Genomic DNA, 24,616 nt, shown 5'->3' with positions numbered 1-24,616 from the left:
GAAGACCGGCGTCTTCCCTGTCGACGCCTCGACACCAGGCGGGCAGGCCGCACAGGGCTGCGGCCGTCCTCGCCTGACCTGCGCGTTCACTGGCGGCACAGGTGTCCCCGGAAGAATAAGGACGACACTGTGTCGAGTCAAGCGTCAAGCTGTTGATCTAGCCGTTGGTTCAGTCGCGCTCCAGCCCCAGCGCGTCGACCCACAGCCCGGTCACCACGTCGAGCAGCTGCGTCCGCTCGATGACGAACACCTTCTGCACGATCGCGCGGAAACACACCTGGTCGAGCTGCACCATCAGCAGTTCGACCCGCAGCCGCCGCTCCTCGCGCCGCGCCTGCGGGAACTGGACGAGGTACTCCTCGAGCCCGCCGGCGAGCTGGTCGATCTGGTCCTTCCACCGGGCCGCGACCTCGAGGTCGCTGGCCATCGCCTCGTGGATCGCGGGCAGCAGCGCCGCCTGGCTCTCCCACCAGGACAGCGCCCCGTCGAGCCAGGCGCGCACGCTCGCCGCCCTGCCCTCGGCGAGCGCCCGCCCGAGCAGCGACCAGTACTGCGCGCTCTGGTCCTCGCGGACCGCGCGGTAGACCTCGGTGAACACCTCGGCCTTGTTGGTGAAGTGCAGGTAGAACGTCGCCCGGTTGACCTTCGCCGCCTTGGCGATGTCGCCGATCGAGGCCTGCCCGTAGCCCCGTTCCTCGAACACCTGCCGCGCCGCGGTGATGATCCGCTGCCGCGTCATCCTCCGCTGCTCCTCGCGCACCGAAAGCAGCTCCGTCGATTCATTCGACACGTTGTCGCCCACGCGCAGATGGTAACGCCGGGGTCTCCCCTACCCCTCACCCGACACGGGACGCCGCCTTGCCGGTGAAGCGGAACTCGATCGCGACCGGAATGTCCTTCAGCTCCAACGCTTCCTCGAGCCGCGGCAGGCTTTCTCCGGTGATGCGGCCGCGGATCTCGCCCAGATCGGCGTCCCGCTCGCAGGTGAGGATCAGCGCCAGCGACGGCGTCTCCCGGGTTCCGGCGAGCGACGCGCTCGCCTTGTGCACTCCGGGATGCCCGCGCAGCTCCTCGACGAACGGGGCCACCGCGTCGTCCGCGCGCAGTTCGGTGCGTCCGTAGGCGGGATCGGTTTCGAACCGCCACACTCCCGTGCGCGGCCGGTGCGCGAGCTGGGCCAGCAGCCAGCGCAGCGCGAGCAGCCCCGCCACGACGGCAGCCGCGGCGATCGCGTAGAACACCCAGGTGGGCGGCTCCGCGGTGCCCGGCACGAGCGGCGCTTCCGGATCGATGAGCCTGAGCACGCGGAAATGGGTAGCCAGACCGAATCCGCCCGCGGCGAGCAGCACCAGGCCGATCACCGCGAGCAGGAAGCGGTTGAGCGTGGCCGGGCGGTTCATGAGGCCTCCCTCGTCGCACGGACTCGCACCGACACGGCGGGCCGCCGGGCCGGCGAGATGTGGTCGAGCCGGGATTCGACGGCCGCGCGGACCGCGTCGGACAGGCCGTCCGGCCGGGTGCGGGCGGTCTTCACCCGCACCTTGACCTTGCGCGAACCGGTCTTGAGCCGCGCTTGCTCGACGCCGTCCACGTCCGTCGCGGCCGCGCGCAAGGCGGATCGGTAGCCCGTGGTGTCGGCCCCGGAATCCGGGTCTCCCGTCAGCGGGAGGATCCGGCGTTTGCCCGGCAGGAGCGCCGCCCACAGCAGCACCAGCCCGGCCAGGGCCACCGCGGCTGAGATCAGCGCCGGGACGAGGTCGGTCCAGCGCGCGTTGTGGACCGCGGTCGCGACCGCGCGATAGTCCAGCCACGGCTGGTTCCCGGTCAGCCGCTGGATCGCCGCGACAGCGACCAGGACGCACAACACCAGCAGCACCGCGGCGGTCAAGCTCGCCGGAAGAGACCGGCGGGTTCGGCGTTTCACTCCACCCTCCTCTGTCCCGCGGCCTCGGTGTGCAAGGCCGTCACCGTGATGCCGACGCGGCGGACCGGCATCCCGGTCAGTTCCTCGACCCGCCCGCGCAGATGGCCGCGCACCCGCTCGGTGGTCGCGCCGACCGGGGCCGGGTATTCGAGCGAGATCCGCACGTCCAGCTCCACCTCGCCGCCCGCGATCCGCGCGGACGTCTTCGCCGACCGGTCCAGCGCCTCACCGCCGAGGCTGATCCCGAGCGTCCGCCCGGCGGCCCCGCCCACCCGGTCGATCTCGCCCGCCGCGTGGGCGGCCAGCCGCTCGACGGTGTGCTCGCTGATCGTGAGGGTCCCCCGCTCCTCCGCTGCGACAGCCACGGCTCACCCCCGGTCGCGGCCGGTGAGCTGCGAGAGGTCGAGCTTGCCGTCGAGCAGGCGGCCGACGAGCAGTCCCGCCGCGCCCAGCACGAGGACCAGCAGGAACGCCCCGAACCCGCCGATCGCGGCGGCGAGGCCCAGCGCGAGGCCGGTGACCAGCCCCAATCCCGTTGCGTTCACGACACCGTCTCCTTCCGGTTTTCCGGCCCGGGTTCCCCCGCGGCCGGCACTTCGACGTCGGCGATCAGCACGTGCACCGGACGGCCGGGGGACGCGGCGGCCGCGCGCACCGCGGCCGCCACGTCGCCCGCCGAGAACGGGGCCCGGACCGTCACGCCGACGGTGACGTCCTCGTCGGTCACCCGGACTCCGCCCACCCGGCCGCCCGCCCCGAGCGTCGCGACCCGGCCGAACTCGCCGCCGTGCACGTCCGCCACCTCGGGCAGTTCGCGCACCGCGGCAACGATCCGGCGGGCCTCCTCAAGCGGGTTCATCGGTCCCGTCCGCTCACTGCACCCGGCCGCTGTCGCCGGACGCGTCCTCCTCGTCGTCCGACGGCAGGTGCAGGTCGCCGACGTTGATGTTGACCTCGACCACCTCGAGCCCGGTCATCCCCTCCACCGCGCTGATCACGTTCCGCCGGATCGAGCGCGCGACCTCCGCGATCGACACGCCGTACTCGACCACGATCTGCAGGTCCACCGCGGCCTGCTTCTCCCCCACCTCGACCGAAACGCCCTGTCCGGCCGACGCCGTCGCGCCCGGGATCCGCTCGCGCAGCGCCGAAAACGCCCGCGCCGCGCCGCCGCCGAGGTCGTACACGCCGGGGATCTCCCGCGTCGCGAGCCCGGCGATCTTCTGCACCACCACGTCCGCGACGGTGGTCGTCCCCTGCGAACTGGTCAGCGGACCGGCGTTGACCTTCTCCACGTCCTGGGTCTTGGCCGCCGTGTCAGTCGTCGAAGCCATCGATTCTCCTCCAGTCGGTTCCCGTTGTTCAGTTCATCGGATCGACCCCGCCGCCGCGCAAAACTCACTCCCCGAACGAGTGGCGACGATCACATCATCGGGTGAGTGACGATTCGGGATCCGCGTTGTCGTTCACTCTGACGCATTCCCGCGTTCGTTGTTCGGCAATGAAGGAGGGCACTCATGTCGATGGGCGACAAGATCGGCGCCAAGGCAGACGACTTCGGCGGCAAGGCCAAGGAGGCCGCCGGTTCGCTGACCGGCGACGAGAAGCTGGAGAACGAAGGCAAAGCCGACCAGGCGAAGGCCGGGATCAAGGAAGCCGCCGAAAACGTGAAGGACGCTCTCGGCGACGCGGCGGGCAAAGTCAAGAACGCGCTGAAGAAAGACTGACTTTCTCCTCGAGAACGCGGGATTCCGGCACGACGCCGGGGTCCCGCGTTCGCTTTTCGGCGGTCAGTGAGATTTTCTCGGCAGCTGCGGCGGGCGGCCCCGTTGCGGCGATGCACTGCCGCCGGGCTGCGTGGCTTTCTCCGCTCTCGCCGACGTACGTGAGGGGAACCCTGAGGGAATCAGATTCCCTCAGGGTTCCCCTCACGTACGTTCGCACCGCGCTCGCGGGCCTGGCGCGCGGCGGCGAGATCCGCCCCGCGCTCACCCGGCTAGTGAGAAAACCTCAACGCTGCAGCAGATTCGCCACCGCCGCGACGACCACGTCCGGCCGGTCGAGCGGGACGTCATGGGAACTGCGCTCAGCAGTGACCAGTGTCCGGTTCGGCGCGGCGTGCGCGAAGTCCTGCTGCGCCCGCCGCCACAACTGCGCGTCCTCGGGAGTCGGAAACGGCGTCTCGGCGGACACGATCACGGCCGCCGGAATGCCGGACGGCCAGGTCAGCTTGTGATACGCCGCGTGCACCGGCCCGTAGCCGTCGGCTTGGGCGAGCAACTGGCGCGTCTGCCGGGTGGACGGCGCCTTCTTGAGCTCTTCCACTTGTCTCTCGTTCAACGCCACTAATTTGGCGGTCTCAGCCGGGGTGAAGAACTGTGGCAGATTAGCGTCCACGAACACCGCGCCCGCAACCCAGCGCGGATGGCTCCGGGCGAAGGAAAAGGCGACTTCGCCCGCCAGCGAATGCGACACGAGAAAGACGTTTTCCGTTACTCCCAGCTGCGTCAGCCCCGCGGCGAGATCGGCGGCGGCATTGTCCGCCCGCCACGGGCCGGGTGCCTCGTCGCTTTTGCCTTCCCCGGCCCGGTCGTAGGCGATCACCTCGGATCCGGTCTTCGCCGCGAGTTCCGGAACGACCTTGCGCCATTCCGAAGAATCCATCCCGCCGCCCGCGTCGAGCACAATCGCGGGCAACCGGCCCGGAGTCACGGAAAACGCCATCTTGCGGCCATTCACCGGGACCAAGTGCGGTCCGGCGGCCGGAGGATCGGCCGCACCAGCGCACGCAGCCGCGCCGCCGATCGCGACAACCGCCGCCACCAGGGCAGCGAGCCGCGCTTTTCCCTGCCGTACACCAGAATTCGTCACTGGATCCCCCTCCACGCGCCAAGAAACAACCCCAGCGTTGCGAAGAATCCAGTCGAACGCGATACCGCTGGCTGCCCAAGCGCAGTAGGGGCAACCCCACCTCAGTCGCCGAGCGGAAGAGAGCGTTCTCCAGCCGCCGCGCGCCGTTCGGCCAGGTCTTTCTCCACTGTCGGGTAGATCCGCTCCAGCCGGTACGCCCAGAACAGAATGATCAACAGCACGAACAACGCCATCGGCACATAAACGAACAACGCGTTGATCGCGGACAGCGCCGAATCCGGCTGCGTATGGTTCAAACCGTTGTAGCCCGCCGCGCCCATGACCCAGCCGAGCACCGCCGCGCCCAGCCCGTACCCGAGCTTCTGCCCCATGCTGCCCGCGCTGTACAGCACGCCCTCCAGTCGGCGGCCGTTCTTCCACTCGCCGTACTCGATGGTGTCGGGCAGCATGCCCCAGATCGCGCCGAAGATCGGGATCCGCCCGATGCCGCGGAGAACCGAACCGGCGACCGCCAGGGTCATGTCCGTCGGGTCGATCGCGATGACCAGGGAACCCGCCACGAAGATCGCGGCGCCGACGATCATCGGCGCGACCTTGCCGAACCGCTGGTAGACCGGCTGCATGAACAGCATCCCGAGCAGCGCCGGGATGTAGAGCAGGAACGACATGAGCGCGGCGAACCCGGCGTTGCCCAGGAAGTACTGGGCGAAGTAGGCCGTCGCCCCGGTGTAGAGCGATTCCGCGACACTGAACACGATGAAGATCGCGAACAGCAGCAGCCAGTAACGGTTCCGGCCCGCGAGCTTCAGCGATTCAGCGATCCCCGGCTGGTCCTTCGGCGGCGCGGTGTCGACGAGACGTTCCCGCGTGTTGCGGAAGGTGATGAAGAACAGCACCGCCGCGACCGCACCGAACAGGCAGAACGTGATGATCCACGCGCGCTGGTCGTCGCCGAGCGCGCTCACCAGCGGCAGGGTGAGGACGGTGACGACCAGCGAGCCGAGGGTGGCGCCGAACATCCGGGTGACGTTGAGCCGGGACCGTTCGGTGAAGTCCCGCGTCATCCGGGTGTTCAGCGTTCCGTACGGGATCACCGCCGCGCTGAGGGCGATGTTCATCAGCGCGTAGGTGATCGCGATGTACACCAGCGTCGGCGCCGGGTCCATGCCCGGCACGGTGAACACCAGGATCAGCGCGACGGCGAACGGCCCGGCGGCCCACAGCACCCAGGGACGCGCCTTGCCCCAGCGGGTCGAGGTCCGGTCGACGATCGCGCCCATCCCGACGTCGACCACGCCGTCGAACAGCCGCGCGACGAGCACGATCGTGCCGACCGCCGACGCCGCGGCCCCGATCACGTTGGTGTAGAAGAAAACCACGTAGGTGGCCAGCGCGCCCCAGGCGATGTTCGTGGCCAGGTCACCGCCTCCGAAGGAGAGGCGTTCCTTCCGGCTCACCGTGGCGAATTCTTCGCTTCGTGCGCTCATCGTCGAGCGTCCCTTCGGATCGGGGTGGGGAGATCAGTGCTGGGTCGCGGCCAGCAGTTCGTCGGCGAGCGCGGCCAGGTCGAGGTCGTTCGCGCGCTCCACTTGGGCGACGGCGGCCGGGTCGATCGCTTCGATGCCGCGGTACGCGCCGGCGATCGCGGCCGCCATGCAGCCGATGGTGTCGCTGTCCCCGCCCGCGTTGGCCGCGAGCCGCGCGACGCGCACCGGATCCCCGCCGGCGGCAACGAAGAACCCGAGCGCCGCCGGCACCGCTTCCGCAGCGGGCAGGCCGACGCCGATTTCTCCGGCGATCAGGTCGATGGCGTGCTCGTCGTCGCGAGCCGTGATGGCCAGCGCGACCGCACGTTCGATCCGCCGCTCGACCGACGCGCCCGGCACGTCCCGGCCCTCGGTCCGGCCGAGTTCGGCACCCGCTCGCGCGCCGTCGACGGCCGCGCGGACGATGTCGACGATCTCCGCGCCGGGAGTGCACGCCCGCGCGACGGCGGCGGCGATGGCCGCGGCGCCCGCGACGCCGGGCGGCGTGTTGTGGCTGGGCACGCAGGTGGTGAACGCGGTGCGGACGGCCGCCTCCGGGTCGCCGTGGTGGAACAGCCCGACCGGCCCGACCCGCATCGCGGCCCCGTTGCTGGCGCCCTGGGTCATGATCGTCCCGGTCCGGCCGACCTCGCGCGGGTCCTCGCCGCGTTCCAGCCGGGCGATCGCCTCGCGGGTGGTCGGCCCGGCGAAGTGCGGGAAGTAGTTCTCGTTCTTCGACCATTCGATCAGCAGCCGCGCCATGTCGTCGGGGCTCAGCGCGGCTCCGGTGCGGGCGAGCAGCCGGGTCAGCAGGATCATCTGGCTGGAGTCGTCGGTGATCTGCGCGGCGGCGCGGCCCTTGGCGTAGGGCGCGCCCGGGAGCGGGGCGTGGAGCTCGGTGACGTAACCGCCGAACGCGGCGCGGATCTGGTCCCGGCTCAGTTCCTCGGTCGGCGCGCCGAGCGCGTCGGCCAGGCAGGCCGCGGCGAGACTGCCGTGGATCTGGGAACGCAGCACAGAATTCAACTCGGTTACCTCTCAGTCGTGATCGTGATCAAGTCGTCTGGCCACCCGCCGCGCTGCGAGCCGGACAGATAGGTGCGGCCGCCGACAGCGGTCACGCACCGGGTCGCCTGGGCCACCGCCCGGCGAAGGCTTTCGGACACTCCGGCCCCGGCCAGCAACGCGCCCAGGAACGCCCCGGCCAGCGCGTCACCGGCCCCGGTCGTGTCGACGGCGGTCACCTCGCCGGTCAACCGCGCGCGATGCACGACCCCGTCGCGGTCCACAGTGGACGCTCCGTGCGCGCCTTCGCTGAGGACAACGAGTTCCGCGCCGAGCCGGATCACCCGCTGGGCCGCTTCCCGCGGAGTGGCAGCGAGTTTGGCCGCCGAAGCGGCATTCAGGAAGACGATGTCGCTGAGCCCGAGCAGCCGCGCGAACTCCGGCTGGCCGGGTTCGAACGCGTCCGGTTCGAGATCGACGGCGACCCGCGCCCCGCGCTCCCGGCCGAGTTCGGCGACGGCGGCCGCCCACTCGAGATCGTCGGCCAGCGGAGCCACGATGTCCGCCCCTGCCAGGACCGACGCGTCGATCTCCTCGATCGCCGGAATCTTGATCCCGGTGTCCGCGCCGGTCAGCGCCTTCTCGCCGCTCGCGTCGAGCTGGACGAAACACATCCAGGTCGGATGCTCGAGGTCGCGGAGCGAATGCTCGAGCGACACCCCGAGCCTGCTGAGTTCGGCCAGCGCGGCGTCAGTGTCCGGCCCCGCTCCGGTCTTGGTGATCAGGTCGACCGCGATGCCGTGCCGCGCGGCCGCCGCGGCGAGGTTGGCGCTCATCCCGCCGCCGTAGACGCCGGACAGGGAGCCGATGGCCTTGTTGTCGTTGCCCGCGATGTGCGGGACCTGGACGAAGTAGTCGATGCTCGCGTCCCCCACGACGACGAGCCGCGGCCCGGCGCTCATCGCTCGCTTCTGAGGTCGATGTCGAGGTGGTAGCGATCGCCGCGCAGGATGTAGCGGGTGAACTCCACCGGCCGCTGATCAGCGCCGAACGACGTGCGCTCGCGGAGCATCGCCGCGACCCCGGGCTCGACCTGGAGCCGTTCGGCCTCCGCCGCGGAGAGATTGACGGCGCTGACCCGCTCCCGCGCGTGCGTGGGCTGCGCGTCGCGGCCGGAGAGGAACGCGTACAGCGAATCCCCGGTGAACTCGGCGAAGTCGATCCCGGGCTGAGGCGAAAGATAATGGTCGAGGAAGACGAACGGATCGTCGCCGATCCAGTACCGCCGCTCGATGTGGCTCACCGTGTCGCCGGTTTCGAGGTCGAGCGCCTTGGCAACCGCTTCGGCTGCGGGTTCCTCGGCATTGCTGAGCAACTCGGGCCGGATCGCGAAACCGCGCTGCCGCAGCTCGCGCCCCAGACCGAGCATCGGGCTCATCGCCCGGATCTCGTTCGACGCGACGATGCTGCCGCGACCATGGAACCGCTCCACGAGCCCGAGCCGCTGCAACTCCTGAAAGGCGCGCCGGACGGACGTCTGGGACACCCCGTACTGCGCCCGCAACTGACTCTCCGACGGCAGCCAGTCCCCCGGCTTCAGCCTGCCGCTGAGGATGTCGCGCTGGATCTCGCTCTGAATCGTGCGATAAAGCGGCGCACGGCTGGGTCGACCGGTCATACAACTTAGTGTACTAAGTGTGTCAACTGGCTCGCCGAGGCTTCCGGGAGCACTTTTCGACGACGAGCCGAACCGGTCGCGTAACAGGCTTCCGGCTCCCGCCGACTCGATGGGCACCAGTCGGATCGGTCGGGCACCCAGCGAACGACCAGTCCGCGCTGGGACGGCCGTGGAGGTTGAACCGCGATGACGCAGCGAAAACGACCTGGCAAGCGCGTGCTCCTCGCCGCACTCTGCGCATTCGCCGGTGCCGCGTGCGCAGGCCCCCAATCAGCGAGTCCGCCCGGCACGCCGTCCTCATCGGCCGCGGCTTCCAGTACTCCCTCGCCCGCCAGCCCGTCGCCGTCGACCCCGACCGCTGCCCCCAGCGCCGCGGAAGCACCGGCGACAACCACGCCGTACGCATCGCTTCCGGCTGGCTATCCCAAAGTCGTGCAGGTCTCGTCATTGCCCAGCCAGGTGCGCAATTGGTTCCAAATGCAGGGCACCACCCGAGCCGTCCAGCTCGCCCCGGGAGTGTGGACCGCGCTCCAGGACGGCGCGACCGTCGAAGATGCCGTAAACACAGACGTACTCGACGGCTTCTGCAGCTCGATCAAGGCTTTCGAACGCGTCTACCGAAGCGGCCGCATCCATTCCGGCGCCTGCTGGTGAGCCCGCGGTCCCCCGCACAGGACGCCCCATCAGGATCCGGGCGAGAATTTCCCTTGCACATCGCCCCGTCCCCCCTCCAACGTCCACTTCGGAACACCCCCGCTCCGGTATAGTCGGGCCAATGCGAACCCCTCCCTCCCCCGATTCCGGCGCTGCGCCCGATCCCGCGCAGCTGCTCGGGGCAAGGGTGCGCGAGCTGCGGCGCGGCCGAGGGCTCACCCTGAAGCAGGTCGGCGAGGTTTCCCGTCTCTCGCACGCTTTTCTCAGCCAGTTCGAGCGCGGGCTGGCCGCCGCGAGCGTCAGCACGTTGCAGCGGATCGCGGTCGCGCTGGACACCACGGTGTCGGCACTCCTCGCGGGTCCCGCCGAGCAGGGCGTGGGATTGCTGCGCGCCGACGAGGGAATGGTGATGCCGGGGGCCGAAATCCCGACCGGGTCCACCGCGCGGGCGTTGTCCAGGGCAGGGTTTCCGGTGCAGCCCATCGAATACACCGGCGGGCCGGCGGAGTTCGGCGAGTATTTCGAGCACGTCGGGCAGGAGATGCTGTACGTCGTCACCGGGCGGATCGAGCTGGATTTCGCCGACGGGCGCCGCGAGCAGCTGGGCGAGGCGGACGTGGCCACCTATCCCGGGTCGCGGCCGCATCGCTGGCGCAGGCTGGGCGACGAACCGGTCCGGGTCCTGCTGATCAACGCCGGGGAATGACCGCGCGGCCGGGAGAAGCCGCGCGGTCCGGAAAAACCAGGCTCAGCGCAGCAGCGGCACGACCTGCTCGCTGAAGCGCCGCATCTGCTCGGCGGCCATGTCGTAGGTGTGCCCGGGGAAATGCGGGAACACCACGAGCTGTTCGAGGCCGAGCGTGTCCTTGTGGTGCTGCACGATCTCCGCGACCTCTTCCGGCGTGCCGACCGCCCAGCACTTCTGCCGCGTGGACTGCTCCAGCGTCGGCACCAGCCCGGCCGGGGCCCGGTTGCCGTCGTCGCCGCGGTAGCCGCTGCTCCAGCCGAACGGGGCGAGCAGGTTCCAGAACTCGTCGTGCCCGATCCGCCCGGTGCGCCAGGCCTCCTCGTGGGTGTCGGCGATGTGCACCGGCAGCACCAGAATGCGGTTCTGCCCCGGGGCCAGCCGGGTGCCGTGGCGCTGTTCGTACAGTTCGGCGTAGCGCTCCCACTGCTCGCGGATGTATCCGTGGTACTGGTTCCACCAGACACAGCCGTGGCCCACCTCGGCCGCGTAGTCCAAAGTGGGCGGACTGGTGACCGCCTGCCAGATCTCGACCGGATGCAGCGGACCCGGCACCAGCGTCAGCGTGTCCGCCTCGTGGTCCGGGTCGCGGTTGTCCGGCGGCGGCAGTTCGAAGAACTTCCCGTTGTACGAGAAGGTTTCCTGGCTCAACGCGGTGCGCACGATGTCCATGTACTCCGCGAACACCTCGCGGTTGTGCGCGTCGATGACCTTGCGTTCCTCGCTGGACGTCATCACGCCGATGTCCGCCTGATGCGCGGTGAGGCTGCGCAATTCGCGCGACACCGTGCCCCGCCCGACGCCGAGCACCGCCCGTCCGCGGGAGAGGTTGAGCAGGCTGCTGAAATCCTCGGCCAGCCGCAGCGGATTCCACTGCGGGACGATGCTGAACATCGAGCCCAGCCGGATCCGCGACGTCCGCGCGGCCAGATGCGCTTCGAGCAGCATCGCGTTCGGCACGACCTCGTAGCCCTCGTGCTGGAAATGGTGCTCGGCCAGCCAATAGCTGTCGTATCCCAGCTCCTCGGCCAGCTCGCCCATCCCGACCAGCCGCTCGTGCGCGTGCCACACCTGCTCGCGGGTGGCGCGGCGGCGCGCGGCGGGCACCGGGTTCCCGGCCAGCACGTCCGGCATCTCGACCGAGCCGAAGAAAAACACTCCGTGCCGCACAGCGCCTCCATCCCGCCCGGGCTCGGCCGGGTCGTCCGCAAAGAATGTAAGTAATATCAACACTGTGCGGCGCGACCTGCGGAGTGTCAAGCCCCAAGCAGCCTCTTGACATCTCGGGAAGCCGCAGCGCAGGCTGTGGCATCCGTGTTACCTATATCAACACTTCCGCCGCAGGGGGCTCTTCCGCTGGAGGACAGATGGTCAAAGACGCCCAGGCAGTCCGCCCACCCGCCGTGTCCGTCGAGCACCACGGCATCGAAAGGATTCCCGACGACCAGCGCCACGGTTCGCCGCGCTCCGCCTTTTCCCTGTGGTTCGCGGGAAATCTGCAGTACTCGGCGCTCGCGGTCGGCGCCATTCCCACCGCGTTCCTCGGCCTCGGGTTCGGCGAAGCCGTCCTCTCGCTGGCCATCGGCATCCTGATCGGCAGCGTGCTGCTGGGCTTCGCCGCGTCGATGGGCCCGCGCGCCGGCGTGCCGCAGATGATCCAGTCGCGGATTCCGTTCGGCTACTACGGCAATTTCCTGCCGGTGCTGCTCCTGTGCCTGACCGGGCTCGGCTACTTCGCGGTCAACACCGTGCTCGGCGCCTACATCGTCCGCGAGCTGTTCGGGCTGCCGTTCCTGGTTTCGCTCGTCGCGGTGGCGGCGGTGCAGATCGTCATCGCGATCGTCGGGCACGATCTGGTGCACCAGGCCGAACGTTTCCTCGCGATCGTCGCGTCCGTGCTCTTCGTGATCCTCACCTGGTACGGCCTGGCGAAAGGCGATCTCGCCGCGTCCGGAGACGTCCTGCACCGCGGCGCGGGCGGGGTCGCCGGCGGCATGCTGACCACCGTCGCGCTCGCTTCGACCAGGACGTTCGGCTGGTCGATCGGCGGCTCGGACTACACGCGTTACCTGCCGCGCGACACGTCCCGGCGGCGCGTGCTGCTCGCGGCGTTCTCCGGCGCGTCGCTGGCCGGGCTGTGGATGGCGGTCGTCGGCGCGGCGATCGGCACTGTGATCACTGTGGACAGTCCGACCGACCTGGTGGCGAAGCTGATCCCGGCCGGCCTCGCCGCCGTGATCCTGGTGGCGCTGCTCGCGGCTTCGATCTCCGGCAGTGTCCTGGACATCTACACCGCTTCGCTCGGACTGCTGATGGTCGGCGCGAAGGTGCGCCGCTGGATCTCCGCGATCATCATCGGCGTACTGGGCACCGCGGTCGGTTTCATCGCCGGGCACAACGCCGGATCGGTCTTCGGCACCTTCCAGAATTTCCTGTTCCTGATGGGTTACTGGATCGGCCCCTGGCTCGGGATCGTCGTCGTGGACGCAGTGGTCTTCGGCCGCCAGGAGATCGATCCGCAGCGGTATTTCGACCGAACCCGGCGGTTCCGGCCGGGCCTGGCGACGTTCGTGATCGCCATCGCGGTCTCCGTGCCGTTCATGGACCAAAGCCTTTACACCGGCGTTTTCGCGGCCCGTTTCCCGCAGTTCGGCGACCTCACCCCGTGGGTCGCGGGTGCGGTCGCCGCCTTGGCCTACTACCTCATCCGACGCTACCGGAAGGCCGACGAGTGACGAAACAAGCGCTTGGCCCCCTGAAATACGGCACCACGGTCATGCCCTGGGGCAGAGGAGCCGCGGCGGGCGGCTTCGTCTTCCTCAGCGGAATCGACGGCGTCACCGACGAGCACGGCCGGCCCGCCCACGGCGTCGCCGCGCAGACCCTGGTGACGCTCAACCGGGTGCACCGGCTGCTCGCCGACGCGGGCGCGGAGTTCGAGGACATCGTGCAGTTCGACCAGTTCCTCGCCGATCCCGCCGACCGCGCGGAGTACATGCGGGTGCGCGACGAATGGCTGGCCGAGCACGCACCGAAGCTGCTGTCCGAACGTTCGTACGCGTCGCTGCTGATCTATCCCCCGCTGGCCACCCCCGAGATGCGGGTGGAAATCCGGGTCGTCGCCTATCTCGGTGCTTGAAGGAGATTCCCTATGGCTTCACGGTTTTTCGCCGAACTTCGGGCGTCGCAGGTCGAGTCCGCCTGCGGCCCGTCCTCGGTCGCGGTGCTGCCCGTCGGCGCCATCGAACAGCACGGCCCGCACCTCCCGCTGGCCACCGACGCGCTCGTCGCCGAAGCGGTGTCGAAGGAAATCGTTGCCACGCACGACGAAGACCTCTGGCTGCTGCCGACCCTCAGCTACGGCCGCTCCGTCGAACACACCTGGGCGGCGGGTACCCTGTCTCTGTCCACGGCGACCTTCGCCGCGGTACTCGACGACATCGGACGTTCAGTCGCCGCGGCCGGAATCCGCCGGATCGTCCTGGTGAACGGCCACGGCGGGAACGTGTCCGAAATCCAAACCGCGCTGCGCGATCTGCGCTTGGCCTACGGCCTGCTGACTTTCAGTATCAACGTCTTCCTCCCCGAGGAGCACGACCCGGCTTGGGCCGCGAGCGAAACCGGTCTCGGAATCCACGGCGGCGCCGCGGAAACGTCCCTGATGCTGCACCTGCGCCCCGACCTGGTCGACCTCTCCGCGGCAGAACGGCGGATCCCCGCGCAGATGGCCGACAACGTCCACGCCCGCTTCGGCGGCAGTGTCGCTTTCGGCTGGCTGGCCAACGATTTCGGCGCCGAGGGCTACCTCGGCGACCCGACCCTGGCCAGCGTCGAAGCGGGCGCGAGCGGGTTCAAGTCGATGGTCGCCACCTTGGGCGACCAGCTCGCGGAAGTCGCCCGCTTCGATTTCCCCGACTCCGCTCGATGACTCACTCCCTCTCGCCGCAGGAAGCCGGTTCGCCATGCATACACCCCTGATCGTCGGCATCGGCGGCACTGTCCGCCCCGATTCCTCCTCCGAACGAGCCCTCCGCACGGTGCTCGACAACGTGCGGGCACACGGGGCCCGCACCGAACTGTTCACCGCGCGCGAGCTCGATTTCGCCATGTACGAACCGGATCTCGCGCACCGCTCCCCGTCCGCGACCGCGTTCCTCGACGCCGTCCGCCGCGCCGACGGCGTGCTGATTTCGACGCCCGGATACCACGGCGGATTGTCCGGCCTGCTCAAGAACGCGCTGGACTACCTCCAGGATCTCGCCGACGACGACCGCCCCTACCTGCACGGACGCGCCGTCGGATGCATCGTCAGCGCGTACGGGCCGCAAGCCGGGGTCACGACGTTGACGTCGCTGCGCTCGACCGTGCACGCCCTGCGCGGCTGGCCGACCCCGCTCGGCGTCGTGGTCGACTCGACGACCCAGCCGTTCGCCGCCGACGGCCGCGTCACCGACCGGAAACTCGCCGCCCAGCTCGCGACCGTCGCCGAGCAGGTCGCCCGGTTCGCGACCGCAGAGATCCGGACGGTCGCATGACGCTCTCGCTCGACGCACGCCCCGTCGACGCCGCCCTCGACGCGCTCTCGGCCGGACAGCCGATCGTGCTCACCACCCCCGGCGACGCGGCCCTCGTCCTGCCCGCGGCGGAGGCCTCCACGAGGGCGCTGGCGTTCGTCATCCGGCACTCGTCCGGACTGGTCGGCGTCGCACTGCCCGGCGACCGGTGCGACGCACTCGAACTGCCGCCGATGCGACCGACCTTCCGCCACGACGGCGGCCCTGGCTGGTGCGTCGCGGTCGACGCCGCGACAGGCGTCACCACCGGGATTTCCGCCGCGGACCGGGCCGAGACGATCCGCCGCCTCGCCGACCGCGCGACCCGGCCGGACGACCTCAACCGGCCCGGGCACGTGCTGCCGTACGCCATCCGTCCACACGGGGTTTACGGCATCCCCGAAGCGGGGGTCGACCTGTGCCAGCGGGCCGGACTGCCCGCTGCGGCTGCTTTTGCCGCGCTGGTCAGCCCGGAAGATCCGACGCGGATGGCTGGGGCGGACGAGGCAGTTGTCTTCGCCGCGGCGCACAGGTTGGCGGTGCTTGGTTCGGCCGATGTTCTCGGGAATGGCTCGGGCGATCTCCGATACGGATGAAGGCCCCCGACATTACAACCAGTAGCGCGGCGAATGCACCCTGTTACTACAGGACCATCCGTTCCAGCGAAACCGGGCCAGAAACACCCGGCCGGGCAAGCCGTTTCCCTTTCGTGGCCGGGAATCCGGCCCGGTTTCCTGCGCATGGTCGGCCGCGGGTCACCGCCGCCGCCTCAGCCGTACCCTCGCCTGCCCCGATCCAGGCATGGAAAGACACTGTGCGTAGCGACCGCGGGGCGATTTCCCTTACCGCGCGCGATAATCAGTCGACAGCGGCGGCCTGGTGCGCATCCTGGCCGGTGCGGGCAGCGGGAAAACCGACGCCGAGCTGATCCGCCGCGAGCGCGGTGCCTTCCAGCCGCGCGCGGATCTTGGCGAACGCGGTCTGCCGCGAGGTCGATTGGTCGTCCGCGAACGGGGAAAAGCCGCAGTCGTCACAGGTTCCGAGCTGCTCCACCGGGATATGACGAGCAGCGCGCAGAACCCGGTCGCGCACCACTTCGGCCGTCTCCACGCGCGGGTCGATCGGGTCGATCACCCCGACGAACACGCGGACTCCCGGCCTGAGCTGATCCGCGATGACGCGCAGGACCCGGTCCGGATCGGGCTCGCTGGCCAGTTGAACATAGAAATTGCCGACGGTGTGCCGGAACAGCGTCGGGAGCAGGTCGGCGTAGTCGACGTCGAGGCTGTGCGTCGAGTCCAGATCGCCGCCGGGGCAGGTGTGGACGCCGATGCGCGCCTGCTCGGATTCGCTGAACCTCGCCAGGACCCGGTTGTTCAGCTCGACGAAATCGCGCAGCACCTGGCCGCTGGGATCGAGTTTGAGCGACAGGCGTCCCTCGGTGAAATCCAGCTGGACGACGTGCGCGCCCGCGTCGAGGCACCCGCGGATATCGGCCTCGGCCCCGTCGACCAGGTCTTCGAGGAATTTCTCGCGCGAATAGCCGTCGATGCCCGAGGCCGGGTAAAGCAGCGACAGCGCGGAAGGCGCGATAACCGCTTGTTTCACTGGAATATTCGTGCACTGCCGCGCGGCCCGCACATACTGCTCGGCGTGCTCCTGGTAACGGAACGGCCCGGAGGTCAAACAGGGCAGCTGCCGCTGGTGGCCGTCGGCGAACGGGATGACGACGCCGTCCGCGGAAAGGTTGCCCGAGCCCGCGATCGGGTAGGTGACGAAGCTGGGTTTGCGCTGCTCGCCGTCGGTGACCACGGTCGCGCCCAGCTCCGCCTGCGTTTCGATGGTCTCGCGGACGGCCCGGTCGAGAACGGAGGCGAAGGCCGCGTCGCCGAGCTGCCCGCTTTGGCGCGCGGCGAGAGCGCCGAGCAATTCGGGCGAACGCGGAATGCTGCCGATGGGTTCGGAAGGAATGGTCATGCGGCGAGCCTAGGAGCGGCAGCACGGAGCGGAACAGGAAAGAAACACCGGAGAACGCCGTTCTCCTTCTTTCGAGCCATTACCGGTTCGAAAGTGTTGACACGGCACTTCGGCGAGAAAAGCGCTTTATTGGCACAGTGCAAAAAGCATTTTCACCAGCAACACAAAACCGAGGGGGCGGCGGCCCGTTCCAGCCGCCGCCCCCTCGATCAGCGTGTGCTCAACGCCAGCCCAGCTCCGGAGCGACGTGCGTCAGGATGCTCTCCAGCACATGGGCGTTGTAGTCGACACCCAGCTGGTTCGGCACGGTCAGCAGCAAGGTGTCCGCGGCCTGCACGGCCTCGTCCTCCTTCAGTTCCCGCACCAGTTCGTCCGGTTCGGCGGCGTACGAGCGGCCGAAGATCGCCCGGGTGTTTTCGTCGATCATGCCGATCTGGTCGCGCGAGTTGCGGTCGCTGCCGAAGTACGCGCGGTCCAGGTCGTTGGTCAGCGCGAAGATGCTGCGGCTGACCGAAACGCGCGGCTCGCGTTCGTGGCCCGCCTCCTTCCACGCCTCGCGGTAGGCCTCGATCTGCTTGCGCTGCTGGACGTGCAGCGGTTCGCCCGTCTCGTCGTCCTTGAGCGTGGAACTCTGCAGGTTCATGCCGAGTTTCGCCGCCCAGACGGCCGTCGCGTTCGAGCCCGAACCCCACCAGATGCGGTCGCGCAGCCCCTCGGAGTGCGGTTCGAGCCGGAGCAGGCCCGGCGGGTTGGCGAACATCGGCCGCGGGTTGGGCTTCGCGAAGCCCTCGCCTTCGAGGAGCTTCAGGAAGACCTCGACGCGGTCGCGGGCCATGTCCGCGTCGGTCTCGCCCTCCGCGGGGGCGTAGCCGAAGTACCGCCAGCCGTCGATCACCTGCTCGGGGGATCCCCGGCTCACGCCGAGCTGGAGCCTGCCCCGCGAGATGAGGTCGGCGGCGCCGGCGTCCTCGACCATGTACAGCGGGTTCTCGTACCGCATGTCGATCACGCCGGTGCCGATCTCGATCTTCGACGTCCGCGCGCCGATGGCCGCGAGCAGCGGGAACGGGCTGCCCGCCTGCCGCGCGAAGTGGTGCACGCGGAAGTACGCGCCGTCGACGCCCAGCTCCTCGGCCGCGACCGCGAGGTCGATCGACTGGTGCAGGAAGTCGGCGGCCGACCGGGTCTCGGAGTGCGGGCTCGGCGACCAGTGGCCGAACGACAGGAAGCCAATGTCCTTCACGCATCGTCAAACGTTCAACTACCCCGTCTCATTCCCCGGCCGCCGCCGCGGCGCCGGAACGTGCCGGTGCGGGGCGGCTGAGTGCCCGGTCGACCACGTTCCGCAACACCTGCGCCACCACCGGGTCCACCCGGACGGCGCCGTTGAACGTCAGCGACGACGCGCTGAACACGAACCCGCCGCCGGGCAGTTCCTTGCACGCCATCGCGGCGCCCGCGCGGTCGGTCGGGTTCGTGCCCTGCGCGATGACCCCGCTCGGCGGCACCTCGCCGTCGAGGCCTTGGAGGGTGTCGAACTCCCAGGCGCTCGCCGCGCCGTTGCGGCCGTGCGCGCCGAACTCGCTGCCGACCGTCAGGCCGGTCCCGGCCAGGAACGGGTGGTCGCGCAGCACGCGGTACGGCGCGAAGGTCATCCAGCCGTCGTATTCGAAATTCACCCCGAGCAGCTGCGACTCCGGCAGGTCGTAGTGGTCTAGGAACAGGTCGCGGCTGCCGTCGGCGGCACGGAACGTCAGCGTGGTGCCCGCGGCGTCGAACTCCGCGCGTTCGTAGATCTGGTTGCCGCCGGTGGCGATCACGCTGCCGCCGGCCGCGAGGTAGCCGGCCAGGTTGGTGCGCATGGCCATCGAGAAGTACTCCGGGTGCGAGCCGAGCACGACGGCGCTGTAGTCCTCGAGCCAGCCGCCGGTGTGCAGGTCGTGGTCGGTGTAGCAGTCGAACCCGACCTGCTCGGCACTCAGCCAGCGCAGCAGTTCCAGATCGCTGTAGAGCTCCAGGTCGTACTGGCCTTTCGGCGCGATCAGCCAGGTGTAGCTGGGCCGCAGGAACGAGATCACGCGGCGGACGCCGTCCTGGCCCTCGGAGTACTGGTCGTGCCCGCTCCAGCCGTTGTACGCGTGGTAGGTGTTGGTCGGCAGGACAACGGCGATCTTCTGCGCGGGCGCCGCGGGCCGCACCACGAACGGGATGTGCTGCACCCGGCCGAACCGGCCGGTCAGCCGCGCCGCGTACACCCCGGACGGCCAGGTCGTGGGGATGTCCGCGGCGTAGCGCTCGGCCCAGCCGCATCCGGCGGACCGGTAGTTCGCGCCCACCATCTGCAGGCCGCCGGTGACAGTGGTCGTCCCGGTGACCGCCTCCGGGGTGTCCCCGCCGGGCGCGACGCGCACGAGCTGCGCGGTGACCGTGCTGAACGCCGTCGACAGCGCGATGGACACCCGCCCGCCGGCGGGCACGCTCTGCTGCTGCGGGTACCCCTGCAGCCCGGCGCTGCGTTCGACGGTGAACCCGTGCCCGACGACGATCCCGGTGCCGTTGTTGATCCAGCGCGGCCCGCCGTCGGTGTCGACCGTCTCGTGGTTGGTGAGGCGCAGTTCGACGAGATCGCCGTCGTCGCCCGGCACCGTCGAGTGGTCGATCCGGATGAGGTAGACCGCGCCGTTGCCGCCTCCGGAGAACAGGTCCCGGCGGAACAGCTCGAACCAGTCGTTGTCGCCGATCGCGATGGGCTGCCCGTTGTTCGCCCATCCGCTGCCGTCGCGGTAGCGGAACCAGGTGAGCGCGCCGGTGCCGCTGACCGCGTAGATGACGTTCGCGGTGTCGGAGAACAGATAGCGCGCGACGTTGAACCCGTCGCCGAGCGCCTGCGGAGTTTCGAAGGTGCCGTTGATCCGCCGCGACCGGTACAGGATCCCGTTGGCGTCCACGCACCAGATGACGCCGCCCGGGCCGCCGAAAATGCGCGGGAAGGCGTTGAATCCGGTCCCGACGACGACCCCGGTGCCGTTGTTGGCCCAACTGCCCGCGCCGGTGTCCAGGTTGGTGACGAGCCGCTGGTAGTACAGCACCGTCCCGTCCGCGCGCACGCCGTAAAGGACGCCGTTCAAATCGCCGAGCACCGTGACGAAGTCCTGCCAGCCGGACCCGATCAGCAGCCCGCTGCCCTGGTTGGCCCAGTCGAACGCGCCGGTGGCCCAGCCCCGGTGCCGGTACCAGTAAAGGGCGCCGTCCGCCTGCACGGCGTAGACGATCCCGTCGCCTCCGCCGACGAGCCTGCTCCAGCGCTGGTGCGGATCGAACGCTCCGGTTTCCAGCGCTGCTTCCGGACGTGCTTCTGTCGCTTCGGCGATCGGCAATGCCGGACGGCCGCTGAGAATCCCCATGTCTCCCCCAGGAGTTCGGTGTGCGTCCCCTCGCACACGTCTGATGGGGTAAACGCTCGCCCGGCCGCCGGGCGTTTACCCGGCGGCCGGACTACCACCCGATCAGCCCAACGGCTCAGCGGGCGAGGCGTTCGAGCAGGACGACGGTCACCGTGTCCCCGGCCTCCTTGCCGATCGCTTTCCGCAGCGAGGCGTTGACCGGGAGTTTGTGGGTGCCGTCGCCGAGCGCCATGAAGGAACTGCGGAACGGTTCGCCGTCGACGGTGCCGCGGACCTTAACCAGGCCGCGGGTGCCGAAGAACTCCGCGGACCCGGGCCAGATCAGGTACGTGTGGCCGCCTTTGGCCGGGCTCTTGCGCAGGGTCGCGGTGAATTTCTCGTCGAGTTCGCCGGTCTTCATCGGGTTCTCCTTCGGATCGGGCGGGACGTTCACCTCGAGGTACGAACCTGGCCGCGGGATTTCGACACGGTACCGGCGGATCCGCGGAAATACCCTGGCTCGCGCACGCCCGGCGCCGGAACGGTCACCCGTCCCAGCGCCGGACCGCTCCCCCTTTACCGCGTCCCGCGCCGGCCCCGCGCCGCCGCCGGGACTGGGCCTCCGGTGATCGTGAACTGCGAGCCCAGTTCGCGGACCACGTCGCCGGCCGACGAGTTCGTGATCGTCACGTTCGACAGCGTCGCGCTGCCCCGGGCGCCGCTCATCGCGAGGATGCCCGCGCCGTTGTTCGACTTGTCGATCTTGACGTTGCTGATCGTCACGTCCGGCATCGAGCCGCCGCCGGTTTTGAATTGGATTCCGTCGTAGGTCGAATCGTGGATTTCCGTGTCCCGCAGCACGATGCCGGGGATGTCCTTGCCCTGGGCGAAGAACGTGATCGCGCCGAATTTCTGCTGCTCGCCCCAGAACACTCCGCCGCAGCGGTACAGGGCGTTGTTCGCGATCAGCGTCTGCCCGGAGAACGGCAGCGGGTCGTGGTCGGTCGCCAGCATGATGCCCGGGTAGTTCATCGTGTCGGAGACCAGGTTGTTCTCGATCTTGTTCCCGTACCCGCCGTAGACCGCGATTCCGTTGGCCCGCCACGGAAGCTGGACGGTGTTGTTGCGGAACACGTTGTCGTGCGCGATGTCGACGGCCGGGTCCTTCACGTACTGGTTCGCCCAGACGGCGAGCGAATCGTCGCCGGTGGTGCGGAACGACGAGTTCACCACCCGCGAGTTCCGGGTGCCGTTGGTGAAGTTGATGCCGTCGGCGTAGGTGTCGCGGATCCGCATGCCGCTGAACTCCAGTCCGTCGGCAGGGCCCCACAGCGCCGGGATGTTGCTGTAGTCCCGGCCGACCCACACGCCCACGTTCGCGTGCTCGATCCACACGTTCGAGATCTTCGTGCCGGTGCCGAACCGGCCGTTCAGCCCGACGCCGCCTTCCGCCCCGCCGTCGCCGCCGCGGATCCGGCCGGAGCCGAAGATCGCCAGGTCGGAGATCTGGACGTTCTTGTCGATGTCGAACCCGAAGTTGCCCTCGTGCGGATGGTTGATGCCGCCCGCGTCCTGCGGCTGGATCAGCGAGTACAGCTGCGAGTACCACATCCCGGCGCCGCGGATCGTGGCGTTCGAGATGCCGATCTGGTTGTACTGCCCGCCGCCGTTGGGCACGTTCGGGTCGTCGGTCAGGATCTTGCGTTCCTGCCGCCACTGGCCCGGCGGGATCCAGACGCAGCTGATCACCCCGTTCTGGTCGTCGGTGACCGCGCGCTGGATCGCCGCCGAGTCGTCGATCCCGTCGCCGGGCACGGCGCCGTAGTCGGTGATCGACGTGCATCCGGCCGGTTTCGGCAGGGCCGGTGCGACCTGTTCGAGGTCGATCAGGTCGATGACGTAGTACGCGGCGGTGTCGCCGTTGTCGCGTTGCAGCTTGAACTTCGTGCCCGGCGGGTACGACTGCGTCAGCAACGCGTGCGATTCGTCGAACAGCCGCCGCGCGTCGCCGCCGGGAGTGTTCGTCAGGCCTTCGGGATCGTCGGTGGTGCCGTAGAGCCAGCTGTGCGTGGACGACAGGTTCAGCTTCTGCGCGAAGGCGCCGTTGACGTACAGGCTGATCGTCGCGTCCTGTCCCCCGCCGCCGGGCGCGTCCGGGATCGAGTTGCGGACCACGATCGAGTTCGCCTGGTTCGTCGAGGTGAATTCCACGTACTGGCCCTGGTTCGCCAGGCGCACGGACTTCCGGCCGGACGATTCGGTGGCGAAGTTCGTGTGCCCGAACGTCCGCAGCGGATCGGTCTCCAGCAGTTGGCCTTGGTACTGCGCGGCTTCCGCTTCGTACTCGACGTACGGCAGCGCCGCGCCTCGGCCGACCACCATCGCTTGCGAAAGCGTGTTGTTGGCTTCGTTGGTTTCCTCGACCGTGTCCGTCGCGTCGGCCGTCGCGGTGAGGTTCGCGTTCGCGGCGGTCCACGTGCCGGGCAGCGCGACGTTCGCCGTGGCCCCGGCTGCGATCGCGGGGGTGTCGCCGTTCAGAGTGGTTTCACCGGCGGTCAGCCGGGTCACCGAGGCTCCCGCGCCGCTCGTGCCGCGGTTGTGCACGGCGACGGTGAACGACACCGGCGCGCCGACGGCCGGGTTCGGCGGGTTCGACGTGATGCCGGTGACCTCGAGGTCCGGTCCCGGGGCCTGCGCGATCACCAGCTGCGTCAGCGCGGTGAACGTGTTGTTGGTTTCGTCCTGCTCGATCACCGAGTTGCCCGGGTCGACGGTGGCGGCCACGCGGTAGGTGCCCTGCGGTCGCTTGCCCGCCTGCACGGTCACCGTGGTGGACGCTCCGGCGGCGAGTGCACCGACCGGCGCGGACCCGAGGACGGTGCCGCCCAGGCTGACGTTGACCGTCGTCGCGGCGGCAGCGGCCGAACCCGCGTTTCGCACGGTCGCCGACACGGCGAGGTCGCTGCTTTCCGTCGGGTTCGACGGGGTCCAGGTCGTGTCGGTGACGACCAGGTCCGGGTTGGGCGCGGGCGTGCCGATTACCTGGAATTCGGCGGCCTGTCCGCCGGGTGCGCCGGAATTGGCGAAGAACCGCAGCTGCACGTCCGAGGCGCGGCCGGTGACCGGGATCGTCACGATGTTCTGGTTGGCGGCCGGGTCGAAGCGATAGTCGGCGCGTGCGGACAGCGTGGTGAACTCCCCTGCGCCCTGGGCGCGGCCGAGGATCTCGAAGTTCTGCGTCCGCGCGCCCCAGATCGGGTCCGGGTTGAGCTTCACGACGACGGAAGACAGGTCTGCGTCGGCGCCGAGCTTTACTGTCAGGGTGTTCGGGTAGCCTGCGGAAGACTCCCAGTAAGTACCCGTGTTGTTGTCATTCGCGTTGGCGGCCGCGAACGCGCCGACCGTCGAGGACGCTTCGATCGGCTTGCCCGCGGCGAGGTTCTGGCCGGTCTGCGTCCCGGCCCGGACGACGTGGTTGCTGTCCGCGGACTCGTTCCCGGCCGCGTCCTTGGCGCGGACGAAGTACTCGATCCGCGTGCCCGCTGGCCGGTTCTCGGTGAACGCAGTGCCGGTTACGGTGGTGACGGGCGTGCCGTCGCGGTAGACGGTGTAGCCGGTGACGCCGACGTCATCGGTCGACGGCGACCAGGTCAGCTTGACCTGTCCGGACGCGGGTTCGGTCAGCGTGACGTTCGCGGGGGCAGTCGGTGCCTGCGTGTCGCCAGTGTCCGGGCCGTACAGCTCGAACTCCGAGAGCTGCGCGGCGGGCCACTGCGTGTTCGCGGTGACGTCCAGCCGTACGTAACGCGCGGACGCGGTCACCGGGATGGTCACCGTGCCGGAGGCGAACGTGTAGCCGGTCGAGCGGACCAGGTCGGTGAACGACGTGCCGTCCGCGCTGCCGCGCACGGTGAGCGTCTGGGTGCGGGATTCCCAGGCGGAAGGCAGTTTCAGCACGATCCGCGAGAGCGGCTTGACGGAGCCGAGGTCGGCTTGGATCCACTGCGGGAAGGCGTTGTTGGCCGATTCCCAGTAGGTGGCTTGGTTGCCGTCGAAGGCGTTGGCGACCGGGTAGCCGGGCTGCACGCTGCTCGCCGAGACCGTGCGCGTCAACGGCACGTCGGCGGCGTTCGGAGCCGGACCTGGCGAGGGGCCGCCGGCCGCGGCGGCGGGGGTGAGGCCTGCCGCGAGGAGCCCTGCGGCGAGGAATCCGGTGACGAGCCGGGACAAACGCATGCGTGTCATGGCATCTCTTCTTTCGCGGGGACGGGGAGAAAGGGCGGGTGCCCGCCGGGAGGAC

The 24,616-nt window shown here is 69.5% G+C and carries 26 protein-coding genes; 8 read left to right on the top strand and 18 right to left on the bottom strand.

What is annotated here, in order from left to right; all coding sequences use genetic code 11:
- Nucleotides 1-169 precede the first annotated feature (169 nt).
- From PUT80_RS14750 to PUT80_RS14720, 7 genes are read right to left on the bottom strand one after another with little or no spacing between them, the layout of a single operon-like run.
- On the bottom strand, nucleotides 170-802 hold the full coding sequence (locus tag PUT80_RS14750; protein ID WP_275292263.1) for a TetR/AcrR family transcriptional regulator: 633 nt from the start codon (nucleotides 800-802) through the stop codon (nucleotides 170-172).
- A gap of 34 nt (nucleotides 803-836) precedes the next feature.
- Nucleotides 837-1,400, bottom strand: a complete 564-nt coding sequence (locus PUT80_RS14745; RefSeq protein WP_043840024.1) for a hypothetical protein — start codon at nucleotides 1,398-1,400, stop codon at nucleotides 837-839.
- Nucleotides 1,397-1,924 (bottom strand): DUF6286 domain-containing protein, encoded by a 528-nt coding sequence (locus PUT80_RS14740; protein ID WP_275292262.1) that lies wholly within the window; start codon nucleotides 1,922-1,924, stop codon nucleotides 1,397-1,399. Before PUT80_RS14740 ends, PUT80_RS14745 begins: the two co-directional genes overlap by 4 nt.
- Nucleotides 1,921-2,289, bottom strand: a complete 369-nt coding sequence (locus PUT80_RS14735) for an Asp23/Gls24 family envelope stress response protein (RefSeq protein WP_037812873.1) — start codon at nucleotides 2,287-2,289, stop codon at nucleotides 1,921-1,923. The genes PUT80_RS14740 and PUT80_RS14735 overlap by 4 nt, the downstream gene beginning before the upstream one ends.
- 3 nt (nucleotides 2,290-2,292) lie before the next feature.
- Complete coding sequence (locus PUT80_RS14730; protein ID WP_037812875.1) at nucleotides 2,293-2,469, bottom strand: hypothetical protein; 177 nt, start codon at nucleotides 2,467-2,469, stop codon at nucleotides 2,293-2,295.
- Entirely contained in the window at nucleotides 2,466-2,783 is a 318-nt protein-coding gene (locus PUT80_RS14725) for a hypothetical protein (protein WP_275292261.1), read from the bottom strand. The genes PUT80_RS14730 and PUT80_RS14725 overlap by 4 nt, the downstream gene beginning before the upstream one ends.
- A gap of 13 nt (nucleotides 2,784-2,796) precedes the next feature.
- On the bottom strand, nucleotides 2,797-3,258 hold the full coding sequence (locus PUT80_RS14720; protein WP_037812877.1) for an Asp23/Gls24 family envelope stress response protein: 462 nt from the start codon (nucleotides 3,256-3,258) through the stop codon (nucleotides 2,797-2,799).
- Nucleotides 3,259-3,441: 183 nt separating this feature from the next.
- Between PUT80_RS14720 and PUT80_RS14715 the strand changes: the two genes are divergently transcribed.
- A complete protein-coding gene (locus tag PUT80_RS14715) occupies nucleotides 3,442-3,651 on the top strand; it encodes a CsbD family protein (protein ID WP_037812879.1) in 210 nt (69 codons plus the stop codon).
- 283 nt (nucleotides 3,652-3,934) lie between these two features.
- Here the strand turns inward: PUT80_RS14715 and PUT80_RS14710 are convergent, their stop codons facing one another.
- The 5 genes from PUT80_RS14710 to PUT80_RS14690 all read right to left on the bottom strand — a co-directional run bounded on the left by PUT80_RS14710 (nucleotide 3,935) and on the right by PUT80_RS14690 (nucleotide 9,004).
- Nucleotides 3,935-4,795, bottom strand: a complete 861-nt coding sequence (locus tag PUT80_RS14710) for an alpha/beta hydrolase (RefSeq protein WP_275292260.1) — start codon at nucleotides 4,793-4,795, stop codon at nucleotides 3,935-3,937.
- A gap of 101 nt (nucleotides 4,796-4,896) precedes the next feature.
- Entirely contained in the window at nucleotides 4,897-6,282 is a 1,386-nt protein-coding gene (locus tag PUT80_RS14705; RefSeq protein ID WP_275292259.1) for a glycoside-pentoside-hexuronide (GPH):cation symporter, read from the bottom strand.
- 33 nt (nucleotides 6,283-6,315) lie between these two features.
- A complete protein-coding gene (locus PUT80_RS14700) occupies nucleotides 6,316-7,338 on the bottom strand; it encodes an ADP-ribosylglycohydrolase family protein (protein WP_238608360.1) in 1,023 nt (340 codons plus the stop codon).
- Between the two features lie 14 nt (nucleotides 7,339-7,352).
- A complete protein-coding gene (locus PUT80_RS14695; protein WP_238606819.1) occupies nucleotides 7,353-8,288 on the bottom strand; it encodes a carbohydrate kinase family protein in 936 nt (311 codons plus the stop codon).
- Nucleotides 8,285-9,004 carry a GntR family transcriptional regulator gene (locus tag PUT80_RS14690; protein WP_037812885.1) on the bottom strand — a complete coding sequence of 240 codons (720 nt, stop codon included), beginning with the start codon at nucleotides 9,002-9,004 and terminating at the stop codon, nucleotides 8,285-8,287. The genes PUT80_RS14695 and PUT80_RS14690 overlap by 4 nt, the downstream gene beginning before the upstream one ends.
- A 432-nt stretch (nucleotides 9,005-9,436) precedes the next feature.
- On the opposite strand from PUT80_RS14690, the gene PUT80_RS14685 reads away from it, so the two are divergent.
- Nucleotides 9,437-9,658, top strand: a complete 222-nt coding sequence (locus tag PUT80_RS14685) for a hypothetical protein (RefSeq protein WP_275292258.1) — start codon at nucleotides 9,437-9,439, stop codon at nucleotides 9,656-9,658.
- A 121-nt stretch (nucleotides 9,659-9,779) separates the two neighbouring features.
- Nucleotides 9,780-10,364 carry a cupin domain-containing protein gene (locus tag PUT80_RS14680; RefSeq protein ID WP_051728933.1) on the top strand — a complete coding sequence of 195 codons (585 nt, stop codon included), beginning with the start codon at nucleotides 9,780-9,782 and terminating at the stop codon, nucleotides 10,362-10,364.
- Between the two features lie 42 nt (nucleotides 10,365-10,406).
- Here PUT80_RS14680 and PUT80_RS14675 read toward each other — a convergent pair whose 3' ends face one another.
- The gene (locus PUT80_RS14675) at nucleotides 10,407-11,573 is read right to left on the bottom strand and encodes an LLM class flavin-dependent oxidoreductase (protein WP_275292257.1); all 1,167 of its coding nucleotides are present in this window, start codon (nucleotides 11,571-11,573) and stop codon (nucleotides 10,407-10,409) included.
- A 197-nt stretch (nucleotides 11,574-11,770) separates the two neighbouring features.
- Between PUT80_RS14675 and PUT80_RS14670 the strand changes: the two genes are divergently transcribed.
- Genes PUT80_RS14670 through PUT80_RS14650 form a run of 5 tightly spaced genes read left to right on the top strand, consistent with a single transcriptional unit; the run spans nucleotide 11,771 to nucleotide 15,552 of the window.
- The gene (locus PUT80_RS14670; protein ID WP_275292256.1) at nucleotides 11,771-13,138 is read left to right on the top strand and encodes a cytosine permease; all 1,368 of its coding nucleotides are present in this window, start codon (nucleotides 11,771-11,773) and stop codon (nucleotides 13,136-13,138) included.
- On the top strand, nucleotides 13,135-13,542 hold the full coding sequence (locus PUT80_RS14665) for a RidA family protein (RefSeq protein ID WP_238606821.1): 408 nt from the start codon (nucleotides 13,135-13,137) through the stop codon (nucleotides 13,540-13,542). Before PUT80_RS14670 ends, PUT80_RS14665 begins: the two co-directional genes overlap by 4 nt.
- 12 nt (nucleotides 13,543-13,554) lie before the next feature.
- Nucleotides 13,555-14,331 carry a creatininase family protein gene (locus tag PUT80_RS14660; protein ID WP_275292255.1) on the top strand — a complete coding sequence of 259 codons (777 nt, stop codon included), beginning with the start codon at nucleotides 13,555-13,557 and terminating at the stop codon, nucleotides 14,329-14,331.
- A gap of 34 nt (nucleotides 14,332-14,365) precedes the next feature.
- Nucleotides 14,366-14,938, top strand: coding sequence for an NADPH-dependent FMN reductase (locus tag PUT80_RS14655; protein ID WP_275292254.1), 573 nt, complete (start codon nucleotides 14,366-14,368; stop codon nucleotides 14,936-14,938).
- Nucleotides 14,935-15,552 carry a 3,4-dihydroxy-2-butanone-4-phosphate synthase gene (locus PUT80_RS14650; protein ID WP_275292253.1) on the top strand — a complete coding sequence of 206 codons (618 nt, stop codon included), beginning with the start codon at nucleotides 14,935-14,937 and terminating at the stop codon, nucleotides 15,550-15,552. The genes PUT80_RS14655 and PUT80_RS14650 overlap by 4 nt, the downstream gene beginning before the upstream one ends.
- Before the next feature lie 262 nt (nucleotides 15,553-15,814).
- On the opposite strand, the gene PUT80_RS14645 is transcribed toward PUT80_RS14650, so the two are convergent.
- The 5 genes from PUT80_RS14645 to PUT80_RS14625 all read right to left on the bottom strand — a co-directional run bounded on the left by PUT80_RS14645 (nucleotide 15,815) and on the right by PUT80_RS14625 (nucleotide 24,561).
- Nucleotides 15,815-16,933 (bottom strand): cobalamin-independent methionine synthase II family protein, encoded by a 1,119-nt coding sequence (locus PUT80_RS14645; protein ID WP_275292252.1) that lies wholly within the window; start codon nucleotides 16,931-16,933, stop codon nucleotides 15,815-15,817.
- Between the two features lie 220 nt (nucleotides 16,934-17,153).
- Nucleotides 17,154-18,176: an LLM class flavin-dependent oxidoreductase gene (locus tag PUT80_RS14640; RefSeq protein ID WP_275292251.1), complete on the bottom strand. Its 1,023-nt coding sequence runs from the start codon at nucleotides 18,174-18,176 to the stop codon at nucleotides 17,154-17,156.
- 28 nt (nucleotides 18,177-18,204) lie between these two features.
- Nucleotides 18,205-20,337: a N,N-dimethylformamidase beta subunit family domain-containing protein gene (locus tag PUT80_RS14635; RefSeq protein WP_275292250.1), complete on the bottom strand. Its 2,133-nt coding sequence runs from the start codon at nucleotides 20,335-20,337 to the stop codon at nucleotides 18,205-18,207.
- A 115-nt stretch (nucleotides 20,338-20,452) separates the two neighbouring features.
- Nucleotides 20,453-20,737: a DUF1905 domain-containing protein gene (locus tag PUT80_RS14630; protein ID WP_037813387.1), complete on the bottom strand. Its 285-nt coding sequence runs from the start codon at nucleotides 20,735-20,737 to the stop codon at nucleotides 20,453-20,455.
- A gap of 155 nt (nucleotides 20,738-20,892) precedes the next feature.
- Complete coding sequence (locus tag PUT80_RS14625) at nucleotides 20,893-24,561, bottom strand: CARDB domain-containing protein (protein ID WP_275292249.1); 3,669 nt, start codon at nucleotides 24,559-24,561, stop codon at nucleotides 20,893-20,895.
- Nucleotides 24,562-24,616: the final 55 nt, after the last annotated feature.

Source organism: Amycolatopsis sp. La24, assembly GCF_029087445.1.
In the GTDB taxonomy this organism is placed as follows: Bacteria; Actinomycetota; Actinomycetes; order Mycobacteriales; family Pseudonocardiaceae; genus Amycolatopsis; species Amycolatopsis nivea.
The sequence above is the reverse complement of the archived record's forward strand: the minus strand, read 5'-3'. Positions and strand labels throughout refer to the sequence as shown.

Bases quoted from the DNA above. Each gene is read 5' to 3' on its own strand.
- PUT80_RS14745 (WP_043840024.1), bottom strand. From the start codon at position 1,400: ATGAACCGCCCGGCCACGCTCAACCGCTTCCTGCTCGCGGTGATCGGC.
- PUT80_RS14725 (WP_275292261.1), bottom strand. From the start codon at position 2,783: ATGAACCCGCTTGAGGAGGCCCGCCGGATCGTTGCCGCGGTGCGCGAA.
- PUT80_RS14720 (WP_037812877.1), bottom strand. From the start codon at position 3,258: ATGGCTTCGACGACTGACACGGCGGCCAAGACCCAGGACGTGGAGAAG.
- PUT80_RS14715 (WP_037812879.1), top strand. From the start codon at position 3,442: ATGTCGATGGGCGACAAGATCGGCGCCAAGGCAGACGACTTCGGCGGC.
- PUT80_RS14705 (WP_275292259.1), bottom strand. From the start codon at position 6,282: ATGAGCGCACGAAGCGAAGAATTCGCCACGGTGAGCCGGAAGGAACGC.
- PUT80_RS14695 (WP_238606819.1), bottom strand. From the start codon at position 8,288: ATGAGCGCCGGGCCGCGGCTCGTCGTCGTGGGGGACGCGAGCATCGAC.
- PUT80_RS14690 (WP_037812885.1), bottom strand. From the start codon at position 9,004: ATGACCGGTCGACCCAGCCGTGCGCCGCTTTATCGCACGATTCAGAGC.
- PUT80_RS14680 (WP_051728933.1), top strand. From the start codon at position 9,780: ATGCGAACCCCTCCCTCCCCCGATTCCGGCGCTGCGCCCGATCCCGCG.
- PUT80_RS14670 (WP_275292256.1), top strand. From the start codon at position 11,771: ATGGTCAAAGACGCCCAGGCAGTCCGCCCACCCGCCGTGTCCGTCGAG.
- PUT80_RS14660 (WP_275292255.1), top strand. From the start codon at position 13,555: ATGGCTTCACGGTTTTTCGCCGAACTTCGGGCGTCGCAGGTCGAGTCC.
- PUT80_RS14655 (WP_275292254.1), top strand. From the start codon at position 14,366: ATGCATACACCCCTGATCGTCGGCATCGGCGGCACTGTCCGCCCCGAT.
- PUT80_RS14650 (WP_275292253.1), top strand. From the start codon at position 14,935: ATGACGCTCTCGCTCGACGCACGCCCCGTCGACGCCGCCCTCGACGCG.
- PUT80_RS14645 (WP_275292252.1), bottom strand. From the start codon at position 16,933: ATGACCATTCCTTCCGAACCCATCGGCAGCATTCCGCGTTCGCCCGAA.
- PUT80_RS14635 (WP_275292250.1), bottom strand. From the start codon at position 20,337: ATGGGGATTCTCAGCGGCCGTCCGGCATTGCCGATCGCCGAAGCGACA.
- PUT80_RS14630 (WP_037813387.1), bottom strand. From the start codon at position 20,737: ATGAAGACCGGCGAACTCGACGAGAAATTCACCGCGACCCTGCGCAAG.
- PUT80_RS14625 (WP_275292249.1), bottom strand. From the start codon at position 24,561: ATGACACGCATGCGTTTGTCCCGGCTCGTCACCGGATTCCTCGCCGCA.